Source organism: Enterobacter sp. R-1.6.2, assembly GCF_035064085.1.
Classification (GTDB): Bacteria; Pseudomonadota; Gammaproteobacteria; order Enterobacterales; family Enterobacteriaceae; genus Enterobacter; species Enterobacter asburiae_B.
Map to the genome: position 1 here is coordinate 70,133 of NZ_JASEYI010000017.1, position 23,916 is coordinate 94,048.

Below are 23,916 nucleotides of genomic sequence, written 5' to 3' on the forward strand. Positions count from 1 at the left end.
TGTTACCAATAGCAACAAAGGAGGAAGTCCCGTGAATAAATCAATGTTGGCGGGTATAGGGATTGGCGTCGCGGCTGCGTTAGGTGTGGCTGCCGTTGCCAGTCTCAACGTATTAGATCGCGGCCCGCAGTATGCGCAGGTGGTTTCTGCTACACCGATTAAAGAAACCGTAAAAACGCCTCGTCAGGAGTGCCGTAACGTCTCCGTGACGCACCGTCGTCCGGTGCAGGATGAAAACCGCATTGCCGGTTCTGTTCTGGGTGCAGTAGCGGGTGGCGTTATTGGTCACCAGTTTGGCGGCGGCCGGGGTAAAGACGTGGCGACCGTGGTCGGCGCGCTGGGTGGCGGCTATGCCGGTAACCAGGTGCAGGGCGCGATGCAGGATAATGATACCTACACCACGACTCAGCAACGCTGCAAAACCGTCTATGACAAGTCGGAAAAAATGCTGGGCTATGACGTGACGTACAAAATTGGCGATCAGCAGGGCAAAATCCGCATGGATAAAGACCCGGGCACGCAAATTCCACTGGATGGAAACGGCCAGCTGGTTCTGAATAACAAAGTGTAAAAAAGATGTTCTCTGAATTTAGCTCCTCATGCGCTCAGGCTGAGGAGCTTTTTTTTTGTTTCAGATTTTCAGTAGCTCAGGCCACAGCCGCAGCGTGGTTTCGCTAATATGCTGCAGTTTTTCCAGCGTGGCCCCTTCACGGGCGCTGATCGACATCCCCTGCAAAATACAGCTCAGGTATTGCGCCAGCAGCTGAGGGTTGCATTGCGCGGGGATTTCACCGCGCTGCTGGCGCTGAGCCAGAAATGCGCTGAGGGTCTCTTCCTGCATGGCATGCCGTGATTTCACCGTATTGGCAATCTCTTTAGAGGACGCCGCAAGGGTGGCAGAGGTGTTAATCATAAAGCAGCCCGCAGGCGTCTCTTTACTGGTGAAACAGGTCGCGACGGCGGTGAAATAGTCCCGAAGCGCCTGTTCAACGCTTTTCTCTTCGCAGAACAGCTGGGCTTCGTGTTTCGCCGCAAAGCGCGAAATGTACCTGTCCAGCACCGCCCTGAACAGCCCCTCTTTATTGGTAAATTCGGCATACAGCGTCGGCGCTTTGGCTCCGGTAGCTTCTACCAGATCGGAAAGCGAGGTTGCTTCATACCCATGTTGCCAGAAGAGAGTCATGGCCTTATCAAGCGCTGCATCCCTGTCAAACACTTTTGGTCGGCCACGGCTTTTCTTCGCACAACTCGTGACATCGGTTGTCATTTGCCGTTGGTCCTCTGTTGGTTTGGTGAATGACCATTATAAAAATAAACGCAACCCACCACCAGTGCAGAATGCTTAAAAATAAATTAATCATATATGTATGAAAAATAACAATTTTAAAATTAAGTTAACGCTCGTTATAAAATTATGTTGACGCGTGACATGGATCACATTTATGATTTACCTATCGATCGTTAACTAAATGATTAACGACCTCCAAATTCATCTGCTAAAGGTAAACATCATGAAAAACGTAAAAACTCTCATCGCTGCCGCTGTCCTGAGTTCACTCTCTTTCGCAAGCTTTGCTGCTGTACAGGTGCAATCCACCCCTGCCGACCAGCATAAAGTCGGGACAATCTCTGCGTCTGCAGGTACTAACCTGGGTTCCCTGGAAGATCAGCTGGCGCAAAAAGCGCAAGAGATGGGTGCAAAATCTTACCGCATCACCTCAGTGACCGGTCCTAACACCCTGCACGGCACGGCGGTCATCTACAAATAAGCCGGGCATAAACCCTCATTTATGCCACTGCAATAAAAAACGCCCTGCTCAGCAGGGCGTTTTTTTATTTCTGATTTACATCGACTGCGGGACGACATCGTGATGCCGGGTGACATCGGTCGGCATGCCTGACCGGGCTTCCATCGCACGCTCCATCACCACGCTGTTGGTATTCGCATTCGTTTTGAAACTTACCATCGCGGCATTCAGGTTAATGGGCAGCGTCTGTGGATCGTCACCAATGTTTTTCGATAACGGCTGATGGATCTCAACCAGCCGCACGCCGCCGGGCTCCTCTGAAACTTTAATCGGCGTATTGATAATATTCACTTTGGTTCCCGGCGTAACGACGTTAAACAGCGTTTTGATATCGTCATCGCGCAGACGAATACAGCCGGAGCTGACGCGCATGCCGATGCCAAAGTCCGCATTCGTTCCGTGCAGCAGGTAGACGCCGCCGTATGCCGCGAGGCGTATCGCGTGGTGCCCCATCGGGTTATCCGGACCAGCCGGCACCACGGCAGGAAGATCGATCCCCTGGGCCTTATAGCGGGCACGAATGTTGGCCGTCGGGGTCCAGGTTGGATTCGCGCGTTTATCCGAGACGGTGGTGACCATCGTCGGCGTCAGCGTGTCGCCGCCCAGCTGACCAATACCGATAGGGTAGACGGTGACTTCATTTTTACCCGGTGGGTAATAGTACAGGCGCAGTTCGGCCAGGTTTATCACCATCCCCTCGCGCGGGGCGTCCGGCAGGATAGTCTGTAACGGGATGGTCAGTACGCTGCCCGCGCGCGGGACATACGGGTCGACGCCGGGGTTCGCCTGCAGCAGGGCCAGAAAACCGACGTTATATTTTTTGGCAATCGCTTCCAGTGAACCACCATTATTTTCAACCACATGAAAGCGGTTTTCACCCACCACCTTGCTGCCGGGAGGGGGAAGGGGCCAGGTGTTTGCCCGGGCGGGAAGCGCCACCGCGACGGTGGCTGCCAGCGCCAACAGGGTCATCCAGCGAGTAAAACGCGAAGAGGTCATCATCACCATAATCCATGCAAATGATAAGGTTATTGTTTTATAAGACGTTAAACATAATTATGGCGAATGGGTATGTCGGGAAGATCGGGTGAAGTGCAAAGAGTTTGTAAATTGTCCCCCCGTAGCGCCGGGCTAACAGGGGGAAGGGATCCCCATAAAATAATGCCTGAACGGACGACCCCCTCACCCTTGAGGGAGAGGGTTGGGGTGAGGGGGAACATACGGCTCTGGTGGTCATTCCGTTCACTTCATGTTCCTTGCTACTCTTTAACGACATAACCGGTGAACGTGCCAGGGGGGCTCAATCGCCACCACCCTGGCGACCCGGGCTCCCGGCGGTAAATCGCCGCTTCGCGGATTGTTCGCCCCATCCCTGGGGCTCACCCCTTCGGGGCCAGCGCAAGCGCTGTCCAAAATTGCTCCCGGCAATTTTGTCTTCGGCTTATTCCTTCCGGCTTATCGGGGACGGGCGGAGGCAACGACCATGTAAAGCCCGCCCTCTCGGCGCATCCCTGCGCTTCGCCCCGGCCTGCAAGGAAACGCCTAAGCGATTTACAGCCGGACCAGGGGGGCGCTGTAAGCTGTTCATTCCCGGAAGCAACTTTCATCGCTTCCGGTTAATAAACTACATGAAACTCCTCAGCTAACAGGGGAAAGGGAAGTTATGCGATCGCGTTCTCTTCCAGCTGACGCATAAAGTTACGCACCCAGTCCATACGGGTTTTGCGCTCCGTCAGCTCCTGGGTAAATTTCAGACGGGTTGGACCATCCAGACGGAAATGCTGCGGCTGTTTTTGCAGCAGGCCGATTAGCCACATCGGGTTGACGTGATTCTTCTCGGCGAATTCAATCACGCCGCCTTTTTCATTGCCTTCAAGCTTGCGGATCCCCAACTTTTGCGCCTGCTGGCGCAGCCTCGCGATATCCAGCAAATTTCTCGCCGGATCGGGCAGCAGACCAAAGCGGTCAATCAGCTCCACCTTGATCTCTTCCAGCTCGTTCTCCTTCTTCGCGCTGGCGATGCGCTTGTAGAACGACAGTCTGGTATTCACGTCCGGAATGAAATCGTCCGGCAGCAGGGAAGGCATACGTAGCTCGACCTCGGTCTGCTGGCTGGTAAGATCTTCCAGCGACGGCTCGCGTCCGGCCTTCAGGGCATCAACCGCGTTTTCCAGCAGCTCCATATAGAGCGAGAAGCCGATGGTTTCCATGGAGCCGCTCTGGTCTTCACCCAGCAGCTCGCCGGCACCGCGGATCTCGAGATCGTGCGTCGCCAGCGCAAAGCCTGCGCCGAGGTCTTCCAGCGAGGCGATGGCTTCCAGACGCTTTTGCGCGTCGGTGGTCATCGCTTTCGGATGCGGCGTCAGCAGCCAGGCGTAGGCCTGATGGTGCGAACGCCCGACGCGGCCGCGCAGCTGGTGAAGCTGCGCCAGGCCAAAGTGGTCCGCACGCTCAATGATGATGGTGTTTGCCGTCGGAATGTCGATCCCGGTCTCAATGATGGTGGTGCACACCAGCACGTTAAAGCGCTGGTGGTGGAAGTCGTTCATTACCCGCTCCAGCTCGCGCTCGCGCATCTGCCCGTGACCGATAGCTATGCGCGCTTCCGGCACCAGCTCCGCCAGCCTGTCCGCGGCTTTCTGGATGTTTTCCACGTCGTTGTAGAGATAGTAGACCTGACCTCCGCGCAGCACCTCACGCAGAATGGCCTCACGCACCACCAGATTATCGTACTCGCGAACAAAGGTTTTCACCGCCAGACGGCGCGCCGGCGGCGTGGCGATAATTGACAGATCGCGCATGCCGCTCATCGCCATGTTCAGGGTTCGCGGGATTGGCGTTGCGGTCAGGGTGAGGATATCGACGTCGGCGCGCATCGCTTTGATTCGCTCTTTATGACGCACCCCGAAGCGGTGCTCTTCGTCGACGATCAGCAGCCCCAGATCTTTCCACTTCACGTCGCTTTGCAGCAGCTTGTGGGTGCCGATCAGAATATCGATTTTACCTTCGCTGGCCTGTTCGAGGATCTGCGTCTGCTCTTTAGTGCTGCGAAAACGCGAGAGCATCTCGATACGTACCGGCCAGTTGGCGAAACGGTCGCGGAAGTTATCGAAGTGCTGCTGAGCGAGCAGGGTGGTCGGCACCAGCACCGCCACCTGCTTGTTGTTTTCCACCGCAAGGAAGGCGGCGCGCATCGCCACTTCGGTTTTGCCGAAGCCGACGTCGCCGCAGACTAAGCGGTCCATGGCCAGCGGCTGGCACATGTCGCTCAGCACGGCGTTGATGGCCTGGGCCTGATCCGGCGTGGTTTCAAACGGGAAGCTGTCGCAGAACAGTTGGTATTGTTCTTTATCGTGCTTAAAGGCGAAGCCCTGTTTGGCCGCGCGCTGGGCGTAAATATCCAGCAGCTCGGCCGCCACGTCGCGCACTTTTTCCGCCGCCTTCTGGCGCGCGCGCGCCCAGGCATCGCCGCCCAGCTTGTGCAGCGGCGCATTCTCTTCGGCGCCGCCCGCGTAGCGGCTGATCAGATGCAGGGAGGAGACCGGGACATACAGTTTGGCGTCGTTGGCGTAGGTGAGCATCAGGTATTCACCTTTGATGCCGCCCGCTTCCAGCGTGGTCATCCCCTGATAGCGCCCAACGCCGTGCTCCAGGTGAACAATCGGCTGGCCCGGATGCAGCTCGGCCAGGTTACGGATCAGCGTGTCCGGGTTGATGGTCCGACGGCTGTCCTGACGGCGACGCGCGACGCGCTCGCCCAGCAGGTCGCTTTCGCAAATCAGCGCCAGGTTGTTGAGCGTGTCGATGAATCCGTGCTCGGCGGCGCCAATCATCAGATAACGACCGTTTCCGGTCGCTTCGCTCAAACGCAGGATGCGCTTCGGCGCCACCTTGATGCGTCCCAGCAGTTCACCTAAAGCTTCGCGGCGGCCTTCACTCTCAACGGAGAACACCACCGGGCCGGTGAAGGACTCCAGGAACTTGCGCAGATTATCCAGCGGGGATTTCTGCTGCGCCTGAACGGCCAGGTCCGGCAGCGTCCGGAAGGCGAGGTTGGTATTGGCGGCCTTGTCGGCAAGCGAATCGGTTTTCAGCTGCATGCGCGGCCAGCGCTTCAGCTCGGCGTTGAGCTCGTCGGTGCGCAGCCACAGCGCTTCCGGCGGCAGCAGCGGACGCATTGGGTCAACGACACGGTTTTCAAAACGGGCGCGGGTTTCGCTTTCAAAGCGGCTGGCGCTGGCGTCGATATCCCCGGTGTTGACAATCAGCGTGTTCGCCGGGAAGTAGCTGAACAGGGCAGGCAGCGGCTCGTTGAAGAACAGCGGCTGCCAGTATTCGATCCCGGCTGGAAGCGTGCCTTTACTGACCTGCTGATAAATATGTTCCGCGTCGCGCTTCACCTCGAACTTATCTCGCCACTGGCTGCGGAACAGCTCGATAGCGGTTTTGTCCGTGGGGAACTCATGCGCGGGCAGTAAATTGATCGACTCGACTTCCTCCAGCGTGCGCTGCGTGTCGGCGTCGAATACGCGCAGGCTGTCGATTTCATCATCAAAGAAATCCAGACGATACGGCTGGTCGCTGCCCATCGGGTAAAGGTCAAGCAGCGCGCCGCGGGTCGCGTATTCCCCGTGCTCCATCACCTGGTCGACGTGGCGATAGCCGGCACCGTCAAGCTGCGCGCGCAGGGCATCACGGGAGAGGCGCTGGCCTTTTTTCATCACCAGCGCGTGACCGTGCAGATAGCTGTGCGGACAGACGCGCTGCATCAGGGTGTTCACCGGCACAATCAGCACGCCGCGCTGCATGGTCGGCAGCTGATAGAGCGTCGACAGGCGCGAGGAGATGATCTCCTGATGCGGAGAGAAGCTGTCATACGGCAGCGTCTCCCAGTCGGCCAGGCTGAATACCAGGCTATCGGTGAACTGGCGAATTTCGTCGTGCAGGCGCAGGGCGTTTTGCATATCCGGGGCAACCAGAATCACCGGGCCTGGATGACGCTCGGCGATTTCCGCCACCAGCGTGGCGCACGCCGCGCCCGTGAGTTCACCCAGCTGGCGCTGGTCGCCCGCTTTGACAGGCAAGGAATAACGATAGTGTTCAGGCATAGCTATGTCAGAGTCTCTTATGGATATACCAACAGTATTGGGGCATATCACTGATACGCAATGTCTTTATTATCCTCGATCGTTTTACATAAGCAAATCGTAACCGCACGGCGGGGCTAAACGCCCCCGAAACGGGGGCGGAGAGGGCATTAACGCGTTGAAGGTGACAGGGTTAGCGTAGACGGAGGAGAGAAGAAAACGTCCCCAAACAGCGCGGTGGAGATTTTACGCACTCCGAGCCCGGCAAGGGTACAGATAAGCAGGCTGGCAAACGGGTAGACCAGCACCAGGGTGAGCTCTGCCCAGACCGGCCACGAGGCGGCATTCATTTCGCCAATCAGGAACAGGCTAAAGGCCTCAATCAGGATGCGGTGGGTGGTATAAATCGCAATGGTATTGGAGCCAATCACGTTCAGCAGATTGTTCGGGTTAACGGCGTAGCGCTGCTCAAGGCTGTAGAACAGCTTCATGATCAACACAATCGACAGCAATGAGAGCAGCAGCGGAACGTTAGCAAACCACAGCACCACGGAGACGGCGGCGAAAGCCCCGGTTGCCAGCCAGATGCGGCGCAGGTTGACGCTTTTCATCCACGCCATCAGCGCTGCGCCATACCACGCCCCGAGGCTGTAGTAGATCATGTTGCGGACCACGCTGTTCATCCCCCACCACGGCAGCGGCACGAAGTTAATCGCGATGCTCGCCAGCGCCAGCAGTCCCAGAACCGGCAGCTTCCAGCTGCTCAGCAGTTTACACAGCGTGAAGTAGACCACCAGGGCATACAGATACCACAGGCTGGTGCTGGCGGTCAGCATACCCCGTACAAATCCTGAGAGCGAGTCGGCGTAGGCCGCGTTCGACGCGGTGGCAAGCTCACGCTCGGGCGCCAGCCAGGCGTTCAGGTGGGTCAACGCCTGCCATTGCAGAACGCCCCACAGCGCCAGGACCCAGACAATGCTCCAGATCCGTTTATCGAGACTGGTTCGCCAGTCCACTTCGTCAATATAACGACGGATCAGATAGCCGGAGATAAAGAAGAAGACCGGCATACGAAACGGTGCGAGATAGAGGTTAAAATAGACCCAGCATTTGGCGAGAAGGCCGGAGAGCGGGTGTTGTAGCCCGATCAGATGCGGATAAAACGTGATAACCGAATGATAGATAACCACCAGGCAGATACACAGCCCTTTTATCTGGTTAATCCATAATGCTTTTTGCTTCATTATTCGCCACTACCTTATTGCCATAAACGAACGAACAATTGTTGTAAAACGAAGCCGGCATGTAATGGGTAACAGTCTGTATCCGGCGGTTTTTCGGAAAAGGTGGAGGTTGCGAGGTGAGTATTCAGACAATAGCACCCTGATTTATCTGAATTTTTCGGAAGAATGATTACCAAAGCTTACTGTTTCAGTCATTTACGCTTAACGGATTCGCTTATATACTCGTGGGTCTGCTATCAGCAAACAGACGGATTTCATGTATCAACCTGTCGCACTCTTCATAGGCTTACGTTACATGCGTGGGCGCGCCGCGGACCGCTTCGGTCGCTTTGTCTCCTGGCTTTCGACTATTGGCATTACGCTTGGCGTGATGGCACTGGTGACGGTGCTTTCCGTCATGAATGGCTTCGAACGCGAGCTGCAAAACAACATCCTGGGGCTGATGCCGCAGGCCGTTCTCTCATCATCCAACGGTTCGGTTAACCCGCAACAGCTGCCGGAAAGCGCGGCGAAGTTACAGGGCGTCACGCGCGTCGCGCCGTTGACGACCGGCGACGTGGTGCTGCAAAGCGCCCGCAGCGTGGCGGTCGGCGTGATGCTGGGTATCGACCCGGCGCAAAACGATCCGCTGACGCCGTATCTGGTTAACGTGAAGCAGACCGATCTGGAAGCCGGAAAATACAACGTGATTCTGGGTGAACAGCTTGCCGGACAGCTTGGCGTCAACCGTGGCGATCAGCTGCGCGTGATGGTGCCCTCTGCCAGCCAGTTTACGCCGATGGGACGCCTGCCAAGCCAGCGCCTGTTCAACGTGATTGGTACCTTTGCCGCCAACAGTGAAGTCGATGGTTACCAGATGCTGGTTAACATCCAGGACGCTTCGCGCCTGATGCGCTACCCGGCAGGGAATATCACCGGCTGGCGGCTGTGGCTCGACGCGCCGCTGAAGGTCGATACCCTCAGCCAGCAAAAACTGCCGGACGGCACCAAATGGCAAGACTGGCGCGAGCGTAAAGGCGAACTGTTCCAGGCCGTGCGGATGGAAAAAAATATGATGGGGCTGCTGCTGAGCCTGATCGTGGCCGTGGCCGCATTTAACATCATTACCTCGCTGGGCCTGATGGTGATGGAGAAGCAGGGCGAAGTCGCCATTCTGCAAACCCAGGGGCTCACGCCGCGCCAGATTATGGCGGTGTTTATGGTGCAGGGGGCCAGCGCAGGCATCATTGGCGCGCTGCTCGGCGCCGTGCTGGGGGCCTTGCTTGCCAGCCAGCTTAATAACTTAATGCCGATCATCGGCGCCCTGCTCGACGGCGCGGCGCTGCCGGTGGCTATCGAGCCGCTGCAGGTGGTCGGTATTGCGCTGGCCGCGATGGCCATTGCGCTGCTTTCTACGCTTTATCCTTCCTGGCGCGCTGCCGCCACTCAACCCGCTGAGGCTTTACGTTATGAATAAGATCCTGTTGCAATGCGACAACCTGTCCAAACGCTATCAGGAAGGCTCTGTGCAGACTGACGTACTGCACAATGTGAGCTTCAGCGTGGGCGAAGGCGAGATGATGGCGATTGTCGGCAGCTCCGGCTCGGGTAAAAGTACGCTGCTGCACCTGCTGGGCGGGCTGGATACGCCAACTAACGGCGACGTGATTTTCTCCGGCCAGCCGATGAGCAAAATGTCCTCCGCGGCGAAGGCCGAGCTGCGCAACCGCGAGCTGGGCTTTATCTACCAGTTCCACCACCTGCTGCCGGATTTCACGGCGCTGGAAAACGTGGCGATGCCGCTGCTGATTGGCAAAAAGAAACCGGCAGAAATTAACGCTCGCGCCAGCGACATGCTGAAAGCGGTAGGGCTGGGCCATCGCGGTAACCATCGTCCCTCTGAGCTTTCCGGCGGCGAGCGCCAGCGCGTGGCGATTGCCCGTGCGCTGGTCAACAACCCGCGTCTGGTGCTGGCGGATGAGCCTACCGGTAACCTGGATGCCCGCAATGCGGACAGTATTTTCCAGCTTCTGGGCGAGCTGAACGCCTCGCAGGGCACCGCGTTTCTGGTCGTAACCCACGATCTGCAGCTGGCAAAACGCATGGGGCGTCAGCTTGAGATGCGCGACGGCCATCTGAACGCGGAACTGACCCTGATGGGAGCAGAGTAATGGCGTCACCGTTATCGTTACTCATCGGTTTACGTTTTAGCCGCGGCCGCCGTCGCGGCGGCATGGTGTCGCTGATCTCCGTCATCTCGACCATCGGTATTGCGCTCGGTGTGGCGGTGCTGATTGTCGGCTTGAGCGCCATGAACGGCTTTGAGCGCGAGCTGAATAACCGCATTCTGGCGGTAGTGCCGCACGGGGAGATCGAGCCGGTTAACCAGCCGTGGACGAACTGGGGCGATGCGCTCGCCAAAGTCGAAAAGGTGCCGGGCATTGCCGCGGCCGCGCCCTACATTAACTTTACAGGGCTGGTGGAGAGCGGGGTAAACCTGCGCGCCATTCAGGTGAAAGGGGTCAACCCCGCCCAGGAAGCGCGTCTCAGCGCGTTGCCAAACTATGTGCAGAACGGCGCGTGGGCCAACTTTAAGGCCGGCGAGCAGCAGATCATCATGGGTAAAGGCGTGGCCGATGCCCTGAAGGTGAAGCAGGGCGACTGGGTGTCGATTATGATCCCGAACGCCAGCGCCGACCACAAGCTGCAGCAGCCTAAGCGCGTGCGCCTGCACGTCACCGGTATTCTTCAGCTGAGCGGTCAGCTTGACCATAGCTTTGCGATGGTGCCGATGGAGGATGCGCGCCAGTATCTCGACATGGCTGACAGCGTGACGGGCATTGCCATTAAGGTGAACGACGTCTTTAACGCCAACAAACTGGTTCGCGACGCGGGCAGCGTGACCAATAACTATGTCTACATCAAAAGCTGGATCGGCACTTACGGCTATATGTACCGTGATATCCAGATGATCCGCGCCATTATGTATCTGGCGATGGTGCTGGTGATTGGTGTCGCGTGCTTTAATATCGTCTCGACGCTGGTTATGGCGGTCAAGGACAAGAGCGGCGACATCGCCGTGCTGCGTACGCTGGGGGCGAAAGATGGTCTTATTCGCGCCATCTTCGTCTGGTACGGTTTGCTGGCGGGGCTGTTCGGTAGCCTGTGCGGCGTGGTGATTGGCGTGGTGGTTTCCCTGCAGCTGACGCCGATTATCAACGGGATCGAAAAGCTTATTGGTCACCAGTTCCTGTCGGGTGATATCTACTTTATTGACTTCCTGCCGTCGGAACTGCACTGGCTGGACGTTTTTTATGTGCTGGTTACAGCACTTTTACTGAGTCTGCTGGCAAGCTGGTATCCGGCGCGTCGCGCAAGCCGAATTGATCCGGCGAGGGTATTAAGTGGCCAGTAATTACGTCATGATCTAGCGGCTTTCGGGCCGCCAGGTTAAAAGAGGAATGCGTTATGTATTACGGATTTGATATTGGCGGCACCAAGATTGCGCTCGGCGTGTTTGATAAAGACCTCAGGCTGCAGTGGGAAACCCGCGTTCCCACGCCGCGCGAAAGCTACGACGAATTTTTAACCGCGATTGCCGCGCTGGTGGCTCAGTCCGATGAACGCTTTGGCGTGAAAGGCAGCGTCGGCATCGGCATTCCGGGTATGCCCGAAACCGACGACGGCACGCTGTATGCCGCCAACGTGCCTGCCGCCAGCGGTAAACCGCTCCGCGCCGATCTCTCTGCCCTGCTTGAACGCGACGTGCGTTTAGACAATGATGCTAACTGCTTTGCGCTCTCCGAAGCCTGGGACGATGAGTTCCGTCAGTATCCGCTGGTGATGGGTCTGATCCTCGGCACCGGCGTCGGCGGGGGAATTGTGATCAACGGGAAGCCAATCACCGGGCGCAGCTACATCACCGGCGAGTTTGGTCATATCCGTCTCCCGGTGGATGCCCTGGAGGTAGTGGGGCGCGATTTCCCGCTGACCCGCTGCGGCTGCGGCCAGCACGGCTGTATTGAGAACTACCTCTCCGGCCGCGGGTTTGCATGGCTTTACGAACACTTCTATCATCAGAAACTTGAGGCCCCTCAAATCATTACCCTGTGGGAGCAAGGGGATGCGCAGGCGCGTGAGCACGTCGAGCGTTATCTGGATCTGCTGGCGGTGTGTCTGGGAAATATTCTCACCATCGTCGACCCGGATCTGCTGGTGATCGGGGGAGGGCTTTCAAACTTTACCGCGATTACGGAACGGTTGTCCGGGCGTTTGCCCCGACATTTATTGCCGGTTGCCCGCGTGCCGCGTATTGAACGCGCGCGACACGGGGACGCAGGAGGCATGCGCGGAGCCGCATTCCTTCATCTCACCGATTAGTTTACGAGGTTTCTATGCTGTCGCGTCGCCAGGGTCGACTCAGCCGTTTTCGCAAAAACAAACGCCGCTTGCGTGAGCGCTTGCGCCAGCGGATTTTTTTCAGAGACAGAATAATGCCAGAAGCGATGGATAAACCCAGAGTGGTGGTGCTGACCGGGGCGGGGATCTCCGCCGAGTCAGGAATTCGAACCTTCCGCGCGGCGGACGGGCTATGGGAAGAGCACCGCGTGGAGGATGTGGCCACGCCGGAAGGCTTTGCCCGCGATCCGGATCTCGTCCAGGCGTTTTACAACGCCCGCCGCCGTCAGCTTCAGCAGCCTGACGTCGCGCCGAATGCGGCACATCTGGCGCTGGCGAAGCTCGAAGAAGCGCTGGGCGATCGTTTTCTGCTGGTAACGCAGAATATCGACAACCTGCACGAGCGGGCCGGTAACAAGAACATCATCCACATGCACGGCGAGCTGCTCAAGGTTCGCTGCGCCTGGAGCGGTCAGGTGCTGGACTGGCAAGAGGACGTGCTGCCAGAGGATAAGTGCCACTGCTGCCAGTTCCCGTCGCGCCTGCGTCCGCACGTGGTCTGGTTCGGCGAAATGCCGCTGGGAATGGATGATATCTACAGCGCGCTGGCGATGGCCGACGTGTTTATCGCCATCGGCACATCCGGTCATGTTTATCCGGCGGCGGGGTTTGTCCACGAAGCGCGCCTGCACGGTGCGCATACGGTAGAACTCAACCTTGAGCCAAGCCAGGTGGGCAGCGAGTTTGAAGAGAAACACTACGGTCTGGCAAGCACGGTCGTCCCGGAGTTTGTCGACAAGCTGCTGAAAGGGCTATAACGGCAATCGCGTGAAAAGGCACCCGTCCTGCGGGTGCCTTTTTATTTATGAATGGAAAAACGCCAGCGTCTTCTCAAGCGATTTAGCCTGCTCATCCAGCGAGAGCGCCGCCGCAGAGATCTGCTGAACCAGAGAGGCGTTCTGCTGGGTCGTGCTGTCCATCTGGTTAACGGCTGTGCTGACCTGGCTAATCCCGCGATTCTGCTCGTCCAGCGCCTGAACGATATCGTTGATGACCAGATGCACATGCGATACCGCTTCAATCACCTGTTTCATCATCACCCCGGTTTCATTGACCAGCTCAACGCCTTTGCTCACGCGCCCTGAGGACTCGGCAATCAGCTGAGAGATCTCTTTTGCCGCGTTAGCGCTTCGCTGGGCAAGATTGCGCACTTCCCCTGCGACGACCGCGAAGCCGCGCCCCTGTTCGCCTGCCCGTGCCGCTTCAACGGCAGCATTCAGCGCCAGGATATTGGTCTGGAAGGCGATGCCATCGACAATGCTGTTAATCTCGCCGATCTTACGCGCGCTCTCGTCAATCTTCCCGATCACCACGACCACGTCGTTCACCAGCGTTTCGCCATGCCCGGCGAGGCTCGCGGCGCGATCGGTCAGCGTGGTCGCCTTGTGGGCGTTGTCGGCGTTATTCTTCACCGTGACCGAAATCTCTTCCATGCTGGCTGCCGTTTCAACAATCGCAGCCGCCTGTTCCTCGGTTCGCGAGGCGAGGTCCAGGTTGCCCGCCGAAATTTCGCTGGTGCCGCCGTGTACGGAGTGGCTGGCTTCGCTGATATTGTCGACGATGCGCTTGAGCTGCATCTGCATGGTGTGCAGGGCATAAAAAATGCTGTGGGTATCTCCGGAACGCACCGGGATGGTGTTGTTCAGGTCTCCCCGGGCAACGGCCAGGGCGATCCCGGCCGCCTCCGAAGGTTCTCCCCCAACAGGACGGTCAACTTTGCGGGTGAAGATCTGTGCCATGACCAGGCTAACCGCCACGATGCTTAACACCATCATGATGATGGCTTTCAGTAAAAATGCACGCGCTTCGGCCATCACTTCGCTGACCGGCGTGATAATGGCGAGTTTCCACGGCGTCTGGCTGTTACCGACGGCGATGTCCTGCCAGGTGATGAACACGTCCTCCTTCAGCAGCGGATCGTTGATGCGGGTGACGTCATGACCGGCAATCTGACCGGCGTAAGGCTTGCCCGCCGCGCGCTGGTCCGGGCTGGACACCACGTTATTACCCGCTGAGAGGAGCAGGGCATAGCCCGTGCCGTTCCACGGTTTAATCGCGCCGATCGTCGACTGCAGCGTGGCGAGGGAGAAGTCAGAGGTGACCGAGCCCAGAAACTGACCGTCACGCATGATGGGGGCGGCAATCGAGGTGAGCATCACGTCGACGCCGTTGTAGGGATAGATATAGGGCTCGATGATCACATCTTTATGGCGTTGTTTCGGCAGCAGATAATAATCGCCGCTGCCGGGCGTTTCGATGTCCGTCAGCAGGTGTAATGCCGATTTGCCGGTGGCGTCCCGGTCAACGTAGCGGGCGTAGCGCCCGGCAGGATCTTCACCGCTTTGACCGGCCCAGACGGCATCTTTATCGTCGAACGCGTTGGGCTCAAAGGCCATCGACATGGAGAGAAACTGTGGGTGAGCCGAAAGGTAGTGGATGAGCAGCTGGTTCAGGCTCTGGCGATCGGTCACGCCCGCCTCGCGCAGCGCCAGGGCGCTGTTGCCCATATCCCGGGCGGCAGTCAGGGCAGAATCCAGCTGTTTACTGACCTGCAACGCTTGCACCTCGGCAATCTGGCGGATATGCTTTTTGGCCAGAACCTCCTGCTGTGCCATCCACTGCCACATCATAAACCCGATCGTTGCCGTAAAGCCCACCGTTACGGTGAGGAAAATGGACAATAGCATCAACGTCTTGACTCTTATTTTTTTTCTTTGGACCACGGCGTCTTTCATTCTCATCTCCCGTAATATCGTGCATGTCGGGCAGGCACATATTCCTTATCGGATATTTTCTCCTCTTTCTGTAGAGCGCCAGGGATATTTAATTTAAATTTTGATTTGTAAATCCAGTTAATTAGTGTGGATGCTTTTATTTTGTGCATTCAATCAAAATAGTGCTCGATAAAGCTCGTTATCGTCGTGTAGAAAGAGGATGCTAATAAATATAAAGTTGTAGAGGAGGATGGGATATGTACGGATTTATTGCGCGACAACCCATTTTTAACCCTGAGATGAAGACGGTGGCCTATGAACTGCTCTTCAGAGATGGGATGACAAACCGTTTTCCGGACGTGTCGGCGGAATATGCCACCTCCAGGATGATATCAGATCAGTTTTTATGCGTGCCGTCCCAGCGCATCGCCGGGGCACATACGTCGTTTATTAATTTCCCTTCGCGGATGGTCATAGACCGCAGCGGAGAAGCGCTGGATAAAGAGAGCGTGGTCATTGAGATCCTGGAAGATGCTGTGCCGGGAGCGGAGCTGTTGCAGGCCGTCAGGGAGATGAGTGCGGATGGTTATCAGTTTGCGCTTGATGATTTCACGCTTGCGCCAGAATGGGATGTTTTTTTACCCTATATTTCAATACTGAAATTTGACGTCAGAAATTATACCTTAGCGCAAATTAAACAGTATCTGAAAGAGCGTAAACATTTAACCGGGCATATTAAATATCTCGCTGAAAAAATTGAGACTAAAGAGGAATTCAGCCAATACAGGGAAGAGGGATTCTCGCTGTTTCAGGGCTATTTTTTCTGCCGTCCGGAGGTAATTAAATATAAACGGCTATCGCAAAATCAGCTGGCAATTTTTCGGCTGCAAATGGAGGTTGGGCGCAATAAGCCTGATTTTCGGATCGTCGAGTCGTTGATTAAAACCGATCTCACGCTGTCCTGGAAAATCATGCGCTACATGAAGCACACCGCATTTAAACATATCGGTGCCTGTAATTTCAGCAAGTTAACCCTGAGCGAAGTCCTCAGATACCTTGGAGAAAATCAGCTGAGACGGTTTGTTGCCGTCGTGGTCCTGGCGAGCGCGGGCAATGACACCGTAAGCGAGCTTTACCCGTTGAGCATGATGCGCGGCAAGTTCTGCGAGCTGATAGCCGGGACGATGAACGAACCGGCGCTGGCTGAAAATGCCTTCATGTGCGGCCTGTTTTCTCTGCTGGATACCCTCCTCGAACAGCCGATGGCCGAGTTGATGAAGCAAATTGCGGTCCCGCAGAGCGTGAGCAATGCCCTGTGCCATCAGGAGGGACGGTTAGCCGATATGGTGAGCCTGTGCCGATACTATGAACAGCAGCAGTGGGACGAGGCGACCCGGGTTCGTCAGGCGCTGGGTTTGTCGGATGAGGATGTGGTTGAGGCGATGAGAAAGGCGACGATCTGGGCTGGGGAGAATGCGGTCAGTTAATTCTCCTCACGCCGCACGTACGGCGTGAGGAAGAACGCGATACCGTTTATCGGCCCGCTTTTAATTTCTGGTAATACTCTTCGTAGAGGCGGCTGGCGTCACCGACATCGTTCTGCCATTCACCTTTGCTGATGGTTTCGGCATCCGGATAGAGCGATTTATCATTAGCCACTTCAGGCTTCAGCAGCCTGCGTGCGGCGAGGTTTGGTGTCGGGTAGCCAATCGTCTCGGCAACCTGTTTCGCCACGTCCGGGCGCAGCAGGAAGTTAATCAGCTTGTGCGCCCCTTCAACATTTTTCGCGTTGGCGGGGATCGCAAGGCTGTCCATCCAGAAGATCCCGCCTTCTTTCGGCCAGACCACCTCAAGCGGCGTACCGGCCTGGCGGGCGACATACGCGGAGCCGTTCCACACCATCCCCAGGTTCACTTCGCCTTCCATATACGGGTTTGCCGGGTTATCAGAGTTGAACGCCGCCACGTTAGGCATCAGCTTTTTCAGCTCGTTATACGCCGCTTCAATCTCTTTGGGATCCGTCGTGTTGCCCGAGTAGCCCAGCTTGCGCAGCGCGACCTGGAACACCTCACGCGCGTCGTCGGTTAACAGCAGGCTACCCTTGTATTCCGGTTTCCACAGGTCGGCCCAGCTTGTCACCGTTTTCGGATCGACGGCATCGCTATTCACGCCAATCGCGGTTGCTCCCCAGATGTACGGAATGGAGTAGTCGTTATTGGGGTCGAACGGCTTGTTAAGCATCTCAGGATCGAGGTTTGAAAAATGGGTTAGCTTCGTTTTGTCGATCTTCTGGATCATGCCCTCTTTGCGCATTTTGTCGACAAAGTAGGTGGAAGGCACGACCAGATCGTACGCGCCGTCTTTGTAGGTTTTCAGCTTGGCGTACATGGTTTCATTCGACTCGTAGGTCGAGTAGATAACCTTGATGCCCGTCTCCTTCGTGAACTGTTCCAGCAGGCCCGGCGGCACGTACTCGGTCCAGTTGTAGAAGTAGAGCGTTTTGCTGTCATCAGCGTGCGCGGCACCCATGCCAAGCACCAGCGCCGCAGCGGCGAGCATTTTTTTCATTTCATTGTCCCCTGAGATTTTGTTTTATCACGAGCAATAACCTGGCTGGCGATCACCAGAACCAGCGAAAACACCAGCAGAATGGTCGCCAGCGCGTTCACCTCCGGTGAGACGCCGACTTTCACCATTGAATAGATCTTCAACGGCAGAATTTCATAGCTCGGACCGGTGACGAAGGAGGACACGACCACGTCATCCATCGACAGGGTGAAGCTAAGTAGCCATCCGGCCGCCACGGCGGGCATCGCCAGCGGCAGGATGATTTTGCGCAGGATGGTCATCTCGCTGGCGCCCAGATCCTTCGCCGCCTCCAGCATGCGCACGTCGAACCCTTTCAGGCGCGCGAAAACGGTCACCACCACAAACGGCAGGCAGAAGGTGATATGCGAGAACAGCAGCGACCAGAAGCCAAGCTGTACGCCCAGCAGCATAAACAGCACCAGCAGCGAAATGGCCATCACGATGTCAGGCGACATCATCACCACAAACAGCATACCGCTGACGAACGGTTTGCCGCGAAAGCGATAGCGGTACAGCGCCACGGCGGTGAGCGAGCCAATCAGCGTCGCGAAGGTGGCGGAGAAGATCGCCATCGTCAGCGAGTGCTGCGCGGCCTGCAGCAGGCTGTCGTTGTTCATCAGCAGGCTGTACCAGCTGGTGGTAAAGCCCTGCCAGTTGATCCCGAAGCGTGAGCTGTTAAACGAGTTCACGATCAAAATAACGATCGGGATATAGAGCCAGGCATAAATGGCGGTCATAAAACCGCCGCGAAGCAGTCGACCGATCATTCGAGTTCCACCTTTTTATTCAGCAAGCGTGAGGCGCGCCAGTAGACCAGCAGCATCAGGCCCATGATCACCGTCAGCGTAATGCTGGTCGCGGAGCCGAACGGCCAGTCGCGGATGTTCAGGAACTGGCTCTTGATCACGTTACCGATCAGCAGGTTTTTCGCGCCGCCCATCAGATCCGACACGTAGAACAAACCCATCGCCGGAAGCATTACCAGCAGACAGCCCGCAATAATGCCCGGCATGGTCAGCGGGATAATAATGCGGATGAAGGTCTGCAGCTTGTTAGCGCCCAGGTCTTTTGCCGCCTCCAGCAGCGGTTTATCCAGCTTCTCGATGCTGGAGTAGAGCGGCATCACCATAAACGGCAGCAGGATATAGACCAGGCCGACGATCACCGCGCTCGGGGTAAACATGATGCGGATCGGCGTATCAATCACCCCCAGCCACAGCAGAAACTCGTTGAGATAGCCTTTAGTGCTAAGGAAGATTTTCAGCCCGTAGATGCGGATTAACGAGTTGGTCCAGAAGGGAACAATCAGTAAAAACAGCAGCAGAGGCCGCACCTTTTGCGGCAGGCCTGCGAGGAACCATGCGAAAGGATACCCCAGCACCAGACAGGCAAGGGTGGCAATCAGCGCCATATTGAGCGAGTGCAGCAGCACGTCTAAATAGAGCGGATCGAGCAGGCGCGCGTAGTTGTCCAGCGTAAAGACCAGCGAAACGAAGCTAGCGTCGTCGCGGGTCAGAAAGCTGGTGGCAACGATCATCAGGTTGGGCAAAAAGACAAACAGCACAAGCCAACCGACGATCGTGGCGATCACCACATTCTGGAATTTACTTGTGTTCTTCATCAGCCAGCACAACCTCCCAGCTTTCTACCCAGTTGATAACCATTTTCTGGTCGAGAGAGTGGTCGAAGTCAGGGTCGTCTTCGTTAAAGAACTCGCTGACCATCACCATCTTGCCGTTCTCCAGCTCGACAACGGACTCCAGCGTCATCCCTTTGTAGTTGCGCTCGCGGATATAGCCGATTAACCCTTCGGCCTCGGTATTGCCGTGAATTTCATCGACGCGCAGATCTTCCGGGCGCAGCAGAACGTTGAGTTTTTGTCCCTTTTCGACGGGGAAAGTCACCGTGATATTACACTCGCGTCCTTCGACGCTGGCGCGCACGCGCTGGTCGTCCAGACGCTCGATCACCGTGGCGTCGAAGATATTGATATCGCCAATGAAGCTGGCGACAAACAGATTCTTCGGCTCTTCGTAGATTTCGCGCGGCGTGCCGTCCTGCTCGATTTTGCCGTCGCGCATTACCACGATGCGGTCGGACATGGTCAGGGCCTCTTCCTGATCGTGGGTGACGAAGACAAAGGTAATGCCGAGCTTGCGCTGCAGGGCTTTAAGCTCGTTCTGCATCTGCTTGCGCAGCTTGTAATCCAGCGCGGAGAGGGATTCATCCAGCAGGAGCAGGCGCGGCTTGTTGACCACGGCGCGGGCGATGGCCACGCGCTGCTGCTGGCCGCCGGAAAGCTGATGGGGTTTACGCTGGGCAAACGTCTCAAGCTGCACCATGCGCAGGGCGTCGGTGACGCGCGGTTCGATCTCATTCGCCGGCGTTTTTTGCATCCGCAGGCCAAACGCCACGTTTTCAAACACGGTCATGTGCGGGAACAGGGCGTAGCTCTGAAAGACGGTATTGACGTGGCGGTCTTCGGCAGGAACTTGGGTGATGTCCTGGTTTTCAAGATGGATATGGCCGTTATCGACGCTTTCCAGCCCGGCGATAAGGCGCAGTACGGTTGTTTTGCCGCAGCCCGAGGGGCCAAGCAGCGTCAGAAACTCACCGTCATTGATGGTCAGAGTGAGGTCGGAAATAACGTCTTTACCATCAAAACTTTTACGAATTCGTTCCAGTTGCACCAGCGGTGAACGTGAACGGGATTGTGTATTCAATTTTTGCGCTGTCCCATATAGACGCCTCAGGCAGCAGACTGAAGCGGGGTTTGTGTGTAACCACCTTGGTGACTCGTAATGAGGGCGGACATTCTACGGCAATCCCCTGCGAACGCCAAACCTTGTCACTGATTCATAAGCTACATTTACTAACGCATAACCATATAAACGGAAAATATTCTCGTTTGCGGGATAAAAGTGACCTGACGCAATATTTGCGTTTTGATGCTTACTGATAATGTTGTCACGAAAAGTGAGGGTGACTGCATGGATAAATTACTTGAGCGTTTTTTACAGTACGTTTCGCTGGATACCCAATCTAAACCGGGTGTTCGCCAGGTGCCGAGCACCGAAGGCCAGTGGAAGTTATTAAACCTGCTAAAAGAGCAGCTTGACGCCATGGGGCTGGTCAACGTCACGTTAAGCGAAAAAGGCACTGTGATGGCAACGCTGCCGGCGAATGTCCAGGGTGATATTCCGGCGATTGGCTTTATCTCCCATGTCGACACCTCTCCGGATTTTAGCGGTAAACATGTGAACCCGCAGATTGTGGAAAACTACCGCGGCGGCGATATTGCGCTGGGCATTGGCGACGAGGTGCTCTCACCGGTGATGTTCCCCGTGCTGCACCAGCTGCTCGGTCAGACGCTGATCACCACCGACGGTAAAACGCTGCTGGGGGCGGATGACAAGGCGGGCATTGCGGAGATCATGACCGCGCTGGCGGTGCTGAAGGGCAAAAATATCCCGCACGGCGATATCCGCGTGGCCTTTACGCCGGACGAAGAGGTCGGCAAGGGCGCGAAGCACTTCGACGTGGAAGCCTTTAACGCGCAGTGGGCCTATACCGTTGACGGCGGCGGCGTCGGTGAACTGGAGTATGAAAACTTCAATGCCGCGTCCGTCACGATCAAAATTGTCGGCAACAACGTTCATCCCGGTTCGGCGAAAGGCGTTATGGTGAACGCGCTGTCGCTGGCGTCCAGAATTCATGCAGAAGTCCCGGCGGAAGAGAGCCCTGAACAGACCGAAGGGTATGAAGGTTTCTATCACCTGACCAGCATTAAAGGCACTGTGGACAGCGCGCAGATGCACTACATCATCCGCGATTTCGACCGCAAAGCCTTTGAGGCGCGCAAGCGCAAGATGATGGAGATCGCCAAGAAGGTCGGTAAAGGGTTACACCCTGATTGCTATATTGAGCTGATCATTGAAGACAGCTATTACAACATGCGCGAGAAGGTGATGGCGCATCCGCATATTCTCGATATCGCCCAGCAGGCGATGCGCGACTGCGATATTGAACCGCAGCTGAAGCCGATTCGCGGCGGCACCGACGGTTCTCAGCTGTCGTTTATGGGGCTGCCGTGCCCGAACCTGTTTACCGGTGGCTACAACTACCATGGTAAGCATGAGTTCGTGACGCTGGAGGGGATGGAAAAAGCGGTGAAGGTGATAGTGCGGATAGCGGAGTTGACCGCGAAGCGGTAAGAAAAAGCCCGGTGGCGCTACGCTTACCGGGCCTACGATCGTAATGTAGGCCGGGTAAGGCGCAGCCGCCACCCGGCATTCAGGCAAGGAGCGCCATGTCAAACTATCGTCGCCACTACGTCCCTGGTGGAACCTGGTTCTTCACCGTCAACTTGCAAAACCGCCAAAGCGATTTGCTTACCCGTCATATCGACAGCCTGCGTGCTGCCACCTCAACGGTTAAACATGCAAAGCCATTTACTATCAACTCATGGGTAATCCTTCCTGAACATATGCACTGTATCTGGACCTTACCGGAAGGCGACAGTGACTTTTCGGCCCGCTGGCGCGACATTAAAAAGACATTCAGCCGCTACATCGGCATGCGCCATATCTGGCAGCCACGCTTCTGGGAGCACACAGTCCGTAACGAAAAAGACTACCGTCGGCATGTGGATTACGTCTACATCAATCCGGTGAAACATGGCTATGTCAGTAAGGTCAGCGACTGGCCGTATTCAACGTTTCATCGCGATGTACGGGAAGGCTTGTATCCGGTGGATTGGGCGGGAGAGATCGAGGATTTTGCGGCGGGTGAGCGGAGATAAAAACGCCCGGTGGCGCTACGCTTACCGGGCCTACGGGATCGTGCTTTTGTAGGCCGGGTAAGGCGAAGCCGCCACCCGGCAAATATCACGACTTAGTCCTCAAAGAACCAGTACCCGCTGTTGACCAGCGCGGCGAGCATCGCGAGGAAGGAAGGATCTTCCAGCGCATCGCCAAAGGTGTCGGCAGTCAGCACCAGATGGCTGGCAATGGCTTCCAGCGCCGGACGGTGCGGAGAGTCCAGCTTCTCGCCGTTGACGAACACCTCTTCGCCAATGCGCAGCACGCGCAACCCGCCCAGACGCGTCAGCTTGTCGCCCTGCTGAAGCGCATCATAAATCTCGTCAGCCTGATACGGCGGCTCCGGCGGCGCAACGTCCAGCTCATGACGAGACTGGCTGATAAACTCACCAAACCACTGTTTGAAGTGCTCCGGCTCGTTGATCAGATCCAGCATCATGCCGCGCAGCTTATCGAGTTCTTCTGGCAGAATATCCGCCGGATGCTCGCGTGCAGGCACATCAGGGTCGCTGTAACGATAGCTGCCCAGCTCGCGTTGCAGAACGTAGTCGGCAAATCCGCTGATCATCTCGCGGCCGCTTGGCGCGCGGAACCCCACGGAGTAGTTGAGTGAGTTTTCCAGGGAGTAGCCTTCGTGAGGGAATCCCGGCGGAATGTAGAGAATATCACCCGGCTCCAGCTCTTCATCGATAATCCCTTCAAACGGGTCAACCTGAAGCAGGTCAGGATGCGGGCAGTGCTGCTTCATCGGGACTTTTTCGCCCACGCGCCAGCGGCGGCGGCCCGTACCCTGAATGATGAACACGTCGTACTGGTCAAGATGTGGACCTACGCCGCCGCCCGGCACGGAGAAGGAGATCATCAGATCGTCCATGCGCCAGTCGGGCAGGGCGCGGAACGGGCGCATTAAGGCGGCAGTCGGCTCGTGCCAGTGGTTGACCGCCTGCACCAGCAGCGACCAGTTGTTTTCACCGAGGTGATCGTAGCTTTCGAAAGGACCGTGGCTAACCTGCCATTTCCCGTCCTGGTGGCTGACCAGACGGCTGTCGACTTCGTTTTCCATGGCCAGACCTGCCAGCTCGTCAGGCGAGATAGGGTCGACAAAATTGCTGAATCCGCGTTTCAGAACCACCGGGCGTTTTTGCCAGTAACGTTCAATAAACTCGGGCCAGTTAAGCGTTAAGTGATAATCCATAATTTTTTTATTCCGCAGGCTC

At 56.6% G+C, this 23,916-nt stretch carries 20 protein-coding genes; 10 read left to right on the top strand and 10 right to left on the bottom strand.

What is annotated here, in order from left to right; all coding sequences use genetic code 11:
* Positions 1-31: 31 nt before the first annotated feature.
* Positions 32-571 carry a glycine zipper 2TM domain-containing protein gene (locus QMN93_RS17855; RefSeq protein ID WP_008500779.1) on the top strand — a complete coding sequence of 180 codons (540 nt, stop codon included), beginning with the start codon at positions 32-34 and terminating at the stop codon, positions 569-571.
* Between the two features lie 60 nt (positions 572-631).
* Here the strand turns inward: QMN93_RS17855 and QMN93_RS17860 are convergent, their stop codons facing one another.
* Positions 632-1,267, bottom strand: a complete 636-nt coding sequence (locus tag QMN93_RS17860; protein ID WP_029739866.1) for a TetR/AcrR family transcriptional regulator — start codon at positions 1,265-1,267, stop codon at positions 632-634.
* 244 nt (positions 1,268-1,511) lie between these two features.
* On the opposite strand from QMN93_RS17860, the gene bhsA reads away from it, so the two are divergent.
* Complete coding sequence (gene bhsA, locus QMN93_RS17865) at positions 1,512-1,769, top strand: multiple stress resistance protein BhsA (protein WP_023616599.1); 258 nt, start codon at positions 1,512-1,514, stop codon at positions 1,767-1,769.
* A gap of 75 nt (positions 1,770-1,844) precedes the next feature.
* Here the strand turns inward: bhsA and QMN93_RS17870 are convergent, their stop codons facing one another.
* The 3 genes from QMN93_RS17870 to QMN93_RS17880 all read right to left on the bottom strand — a co-directional run bounded on the left by QMN93_RS17870 (position 1,845) and on the right by QMN93_RS17880 (position 8,139).
* On the bottom strand, positions 1,845-2,810 hold the full coding sequence (locus tag QMN93_RS17870) for a L,D-transpeptidase family protein (RefSeq protein WP_033145220.1): 966 nt from the start codon (positions 2,808-2,810) through the stop codon (positions 1,845-1,847).
* Positions 2,811-3,469: 659 nt separating this feature from the next.
* On the bottom strand, positions 3,470-6,916 hold the full coding sequence (gene mfd / locus QMN93_RS17875) for a transcription-repair coupling factor (protein WP_193139037.1): 3,447 nt from the start codon (positions 6,914-6,916) through the stop codon (positions 3,470-3,472).
* A gap of 149 nt (positions 6,917-7,065) precedes the next feature.
* Positions 7,066-8,139 (bottom strand): acyltransferase family protein, encoded by a 1,074-nt coding sequence (locus QMN93_RS17880; protein WP_193139038.1) that lies wholly within the window; start codon positions 8,137-8,139, stop codon positions 7,066-7,068.
* A 256-nt stretch (positions 8,140-8,395) separates the two neighbouring features.
* Here QMN93_RS17880 and lolC point away from each other — a divergent pair, with 256 nt between their 5' ends.
* Genes lolC through cobB form a run of 5 tightly spaced genes read left to right on the top strand, consistent with a single transcriptional unit; the run spans position 8,396 to position 13,334 of the window.
* Positions 8,396-9,595, top strand: a complete 1,200-nt coding sequence (gene lolC, locus QMN93_RS17885; protein WP_032668182.1) for a lipoprotein-releasing ABC transporter permease subunit LolC — start codon at positions 8,396-8,398, stop codon at positions 9,593-9,595.
* Complete coding sequence (gene lolD / locus QMN93_RS17890; protein WP_047061583.1) at positions 9,588-10,289, top strand: lipoprotein-releasing ABC transporter ATP-binding protein LolD; 702 nt, start codon at positions 9,588-9,590, stop codon at positions 10,287-10,289. Before lolC ends, lolD begins: the two co-directional genes overlap by 8 nt.
* Entirely contained in the window at positions 10,289-11,533 is a 1,245-nt protein-coding gene (gene lolE / locus QMN93_RS17895; RefSeq protein WP_096151218.1) for a lipoprotein-releasing ABC transporter permease subunit LolE, read from the top strand. The genes lolD and lolE overlap by 1 nt, the downstream gene beginning before the upstream one ends.
* A 53-nt stretch (positions 11,534-11,586) precedes the next feature.
* Complete coding sequence (nagK, locus tag QMN93_RS17900; protein WP_193139040.1) at positions 11,587-12,498, top strand: N-acetylglucosamine kinase; 912 nt, start codon at positions 11,587-11,589, stop codon at positions 12,496-12,498.
* Positions 12,499-12,512: 14 nt separating this feature from the next.
* Positions 12,513-13,334, top strand: coding sequence for a Sir2 family NAD+-dependent deacetylase (gene cobB / locus QMN93_RS17905; RefSeq protein WP_045888802.1), 822 nt, complete (start codon positions 12,513-12,515; stop codon positions 13,332-13,334).
* A 45-nt stretch (positions 13,335-13,379) separates the two neighbouring features.
* On the opposite strand, the gene QMN93_RS17910 is transcribed toward cobB, so the two are convergent.
* Positions 13,380-15,311: a methyl-accepting chemotaxis protein gene (locus QMN93_RS17910; RefSeq protein ID WP_264884888.1), complete on the bottom strand. Its 1,932-nt coding sequence runs from the start codon at positions 15,309-15,311 to the stop codon at positions 13,380-13,382.
* 236 nt (positions 15,312-15,547) lie between these two features.
* Here QMN93_RS17910 and QMN93_RS17915 point away from each other — a divergent pair, with 236 nt between their 5' ends.
* Positions 15,548-16,777 carry an EAL and HDOD domain-containing protein gene (locus QMN93_RS17915; RefSeq protein ID WP_193139042.1) on the top strand — a complete coding sequence of 410 codons (1,230 nt, stop codon included), beginning with the start codon at positions 15,548-15,550 and terminating at the stop codon, positions 16,775-16,777.
* 46 nt (positions 16,778-16,823) lie between these two features.
* On the opposite strand, the gene potD is transcribed toward QMN93_RS17915, so the two are convergent.
* From potD to potA, 4 genes are read right to left on the bottom strand one after another with little or no spacing between them, the layout of a single operon-like run.
* On the bottom strand, positions 16,824-17,858 hold the full coding sequence (gene potD / locus QMN93_RS17920; protein ID WP_193139044.1) for a spermidine/putrescine ABC transporter substrate-binding protein PotD: 1,035 nt from the start codon (positions 17,856-17,858) through the stop codon (positions 16,824-16,826).
* A complete protein-coding gene (gene potC, locus QMN93_RS17925) occupies positions 17,855-18,646 on the bottom strand; it encodes a spermidine/putrescine ABC transporter permease PotC (RefSeq protein ID WP_047061589.1) in 792 nt (263 codons plus the stop codon). The genes potD and potC overlap by 4 nt, the downstream gene beginning before the upstream one ends.
* Complete coding sequence (gene potB, locus QMN93_RS17930) at positions 18,643-19,500, bottom strand: spermidine/putrescine ABC transporter permease PotB (RefSeq protein ID WP_096151223.1); 858 nt, start codon at positions 19,498-19,500, stop codon at positions 18,643-18,645. Before potB ends, potC begins: the two co-directional genes overlap by 4 nt.
* On the bottom strand, positions 19,484-20,632 hold the full coding sequence (gene potA, locus QMN93_RS17935) for a spermidine/putrescine ABC transporter ATP-binding protein PotA (protein ID WP_193139968.1): 1,149 nt from the start codon (positions 20,630-20,632) through the stop codon (positions 19,484-19,486). The genes potB and potA overlap by 17 nt, the downstream gene beginning before the upstream one ends.
* Positions 20,633-20,869: 237 nt before the next feature.
* Here potA and pepT point away from each other — a divergent pair, with 237 nt between their 5' ends.
* Positions 20,870-22,093, top strand: a complete 1,224-nt coding sequence (gene pepT / locus QMN93_RS17940; protein ID WP_032665021.1) for a peptidase T — start codon at positions 20,870-20,872, stop codon at positions 22,091-22,093.
* A gap of 95 nt (positions 22,094-22,188) precedes the next feature.
* On the top strand, positions 22,189-22,680 hold the full coding sequence (locus QMN93_RS17945) for a transposase (RefSeq protein ID WP_193139046.1): 492 nt from the start codon (positions 22,189-22,191) through the stop codon (positions 22,678-22,680).
* Positions 22,681-22,772: 92 nt separating this feature from the next.
* Here the strand turns inward: QMN93_RS17945 and QMN93_RS17950 are convergent, their stop codons facing one another.
* Entirely contained in the window at positions 22,773-23,894 is a 1,122-nt protein-coding gene (locus tag QMN93_RS17950) for a cupin domain-containing protein (RefSeq protein WP_023311180.1), read from the bottom strand.
* Positions 23,895-23,916 lie beyond the last annotated feature (22 nt).

Excerpts from the sequence above, each read along its gene's own strand:
- QMN93_RS17860 (WP_029739866.1), bottom strand. The coding sequence starts at position 1,267 with ATGACAACCGATGTCACGAGTTGTGCGAAGAAAAGCCGTGGCCGACCA.
- bhsA (WP_023616599.1), top strand. The coding sequence starts at position 1,512 with ATGAAAAACGTAAAAACTCTCATCGCTGCCGCTGTCCTGAGTTCACTC.
- QMN93_RS17870 (WP_033145220.1), bottom strand. The coding sequence starts at position 2,810 with ATGATGACCTCTTCGCGTTTTACTCGCTGGATGACCCTGTTGGCGCTG.
- mfd (WP_193139037.1), bottom strand. The coding sequence starts at position 6,916 with ATGCCTGAACACTATCGTTATTCCTTGCCTGTCAAAGCGGGCGACCAG.
- QMN93_RS17880 (WP_193139038.1), bottom strand. The coding sequence starts at position 8,139 with ATGAAGCAAAAAGCATTATGGATTAACCAGATAAAAGGGCTGTGTATC.
- lolC (WP_032668182.1), top strand. The coding sequence starts at position 8,396 with ATGTATCAACCTGTCGCACTCTTCATAGGCTTACGTTACATGCGTGGG.
- lolD (WP_047061583.1), top strand. The coding sequence starts at position 9,588 with ATGAATAAGATCCTGTTGCAATGCGACAACCTGTCCAAACGCTATCAG.
- lolE (WP_096151218.1), top strand. The coding sequence starts at position 10,289 with ATGGCGTCACCGTTATCGTTACTCATCGGTTTACGTTTTAGCCGCGGC.
- nagK (WP_193139040.1), top strand. The coding sequence starts at position 11,587 with ATGTATTACGGATTTGATATTGGCGGCACCAAGATTGCGCTCGGCGTG.
- cobB (WP_045888802.1), top strand. The coding sequence starts at position 12,513 with ATGCTGTCGCGTCGCCAGGGTCGACTCAGCCGTTTTCGCAAAAACAAA.
- QMN93_RS17910 (WP_264884888.1), bottom strand. The coding sequence starts at position 15,311 with ATGAAAGACGCCGTGGTCCAAAGAAAAAAAATAAGAGTCAAGACGTTG.
- QMN93_RS17915 (WP_193139042.1), top strand. The coding sequence starts at position 15,548 with ATGTACGGATTTATTGCGCGACAACCCATTTTTAACCCTGAGATGAAG.
- potD (WP_193139044.1), bottom strand. The coding sequence starts at position 17,858 with ATGAAAAAAATGCTCGCCGCTGCGGCGCTGGTGCTTGGCATGGGTGCC.
- potC (WP_047061589.1), bottom strand. The coding sequence starts at position 18,646 with ATGATCGGTCGACTGCTTCGCGGCGGTTTTATGACCGCCATTTATGCC.
- potB (WP_096151223.1), bottom strand. The coding sequence starts at position 19,500 with ATGAAGAACACAAGTAAATTCCAGAATGTGGTGATCGCCACGATCGTC.
- pepT (WP_032665021.1), top strand. The coding sequence starts at position 20,870 with ATGGATAAATTACTTGAGCGTTTTTTACAGTACGTTTCGCTGGATACC.
- QMN93_RS17945 (WP_193139046.1), top strand. The coding sequence starts at position 22,189 with ATGTCAAACTATCGTCGCCACTACGTCCCTGGTGGAACCTGGTTCTTC.
- QMN93_RS17950 (WP_023311180.1), bottom strand. The coding sequence starts at position 23,894 with ATGGATTATCACTTAACGCTTAACTGGCCCGAGTTTATTGAACGTTAC.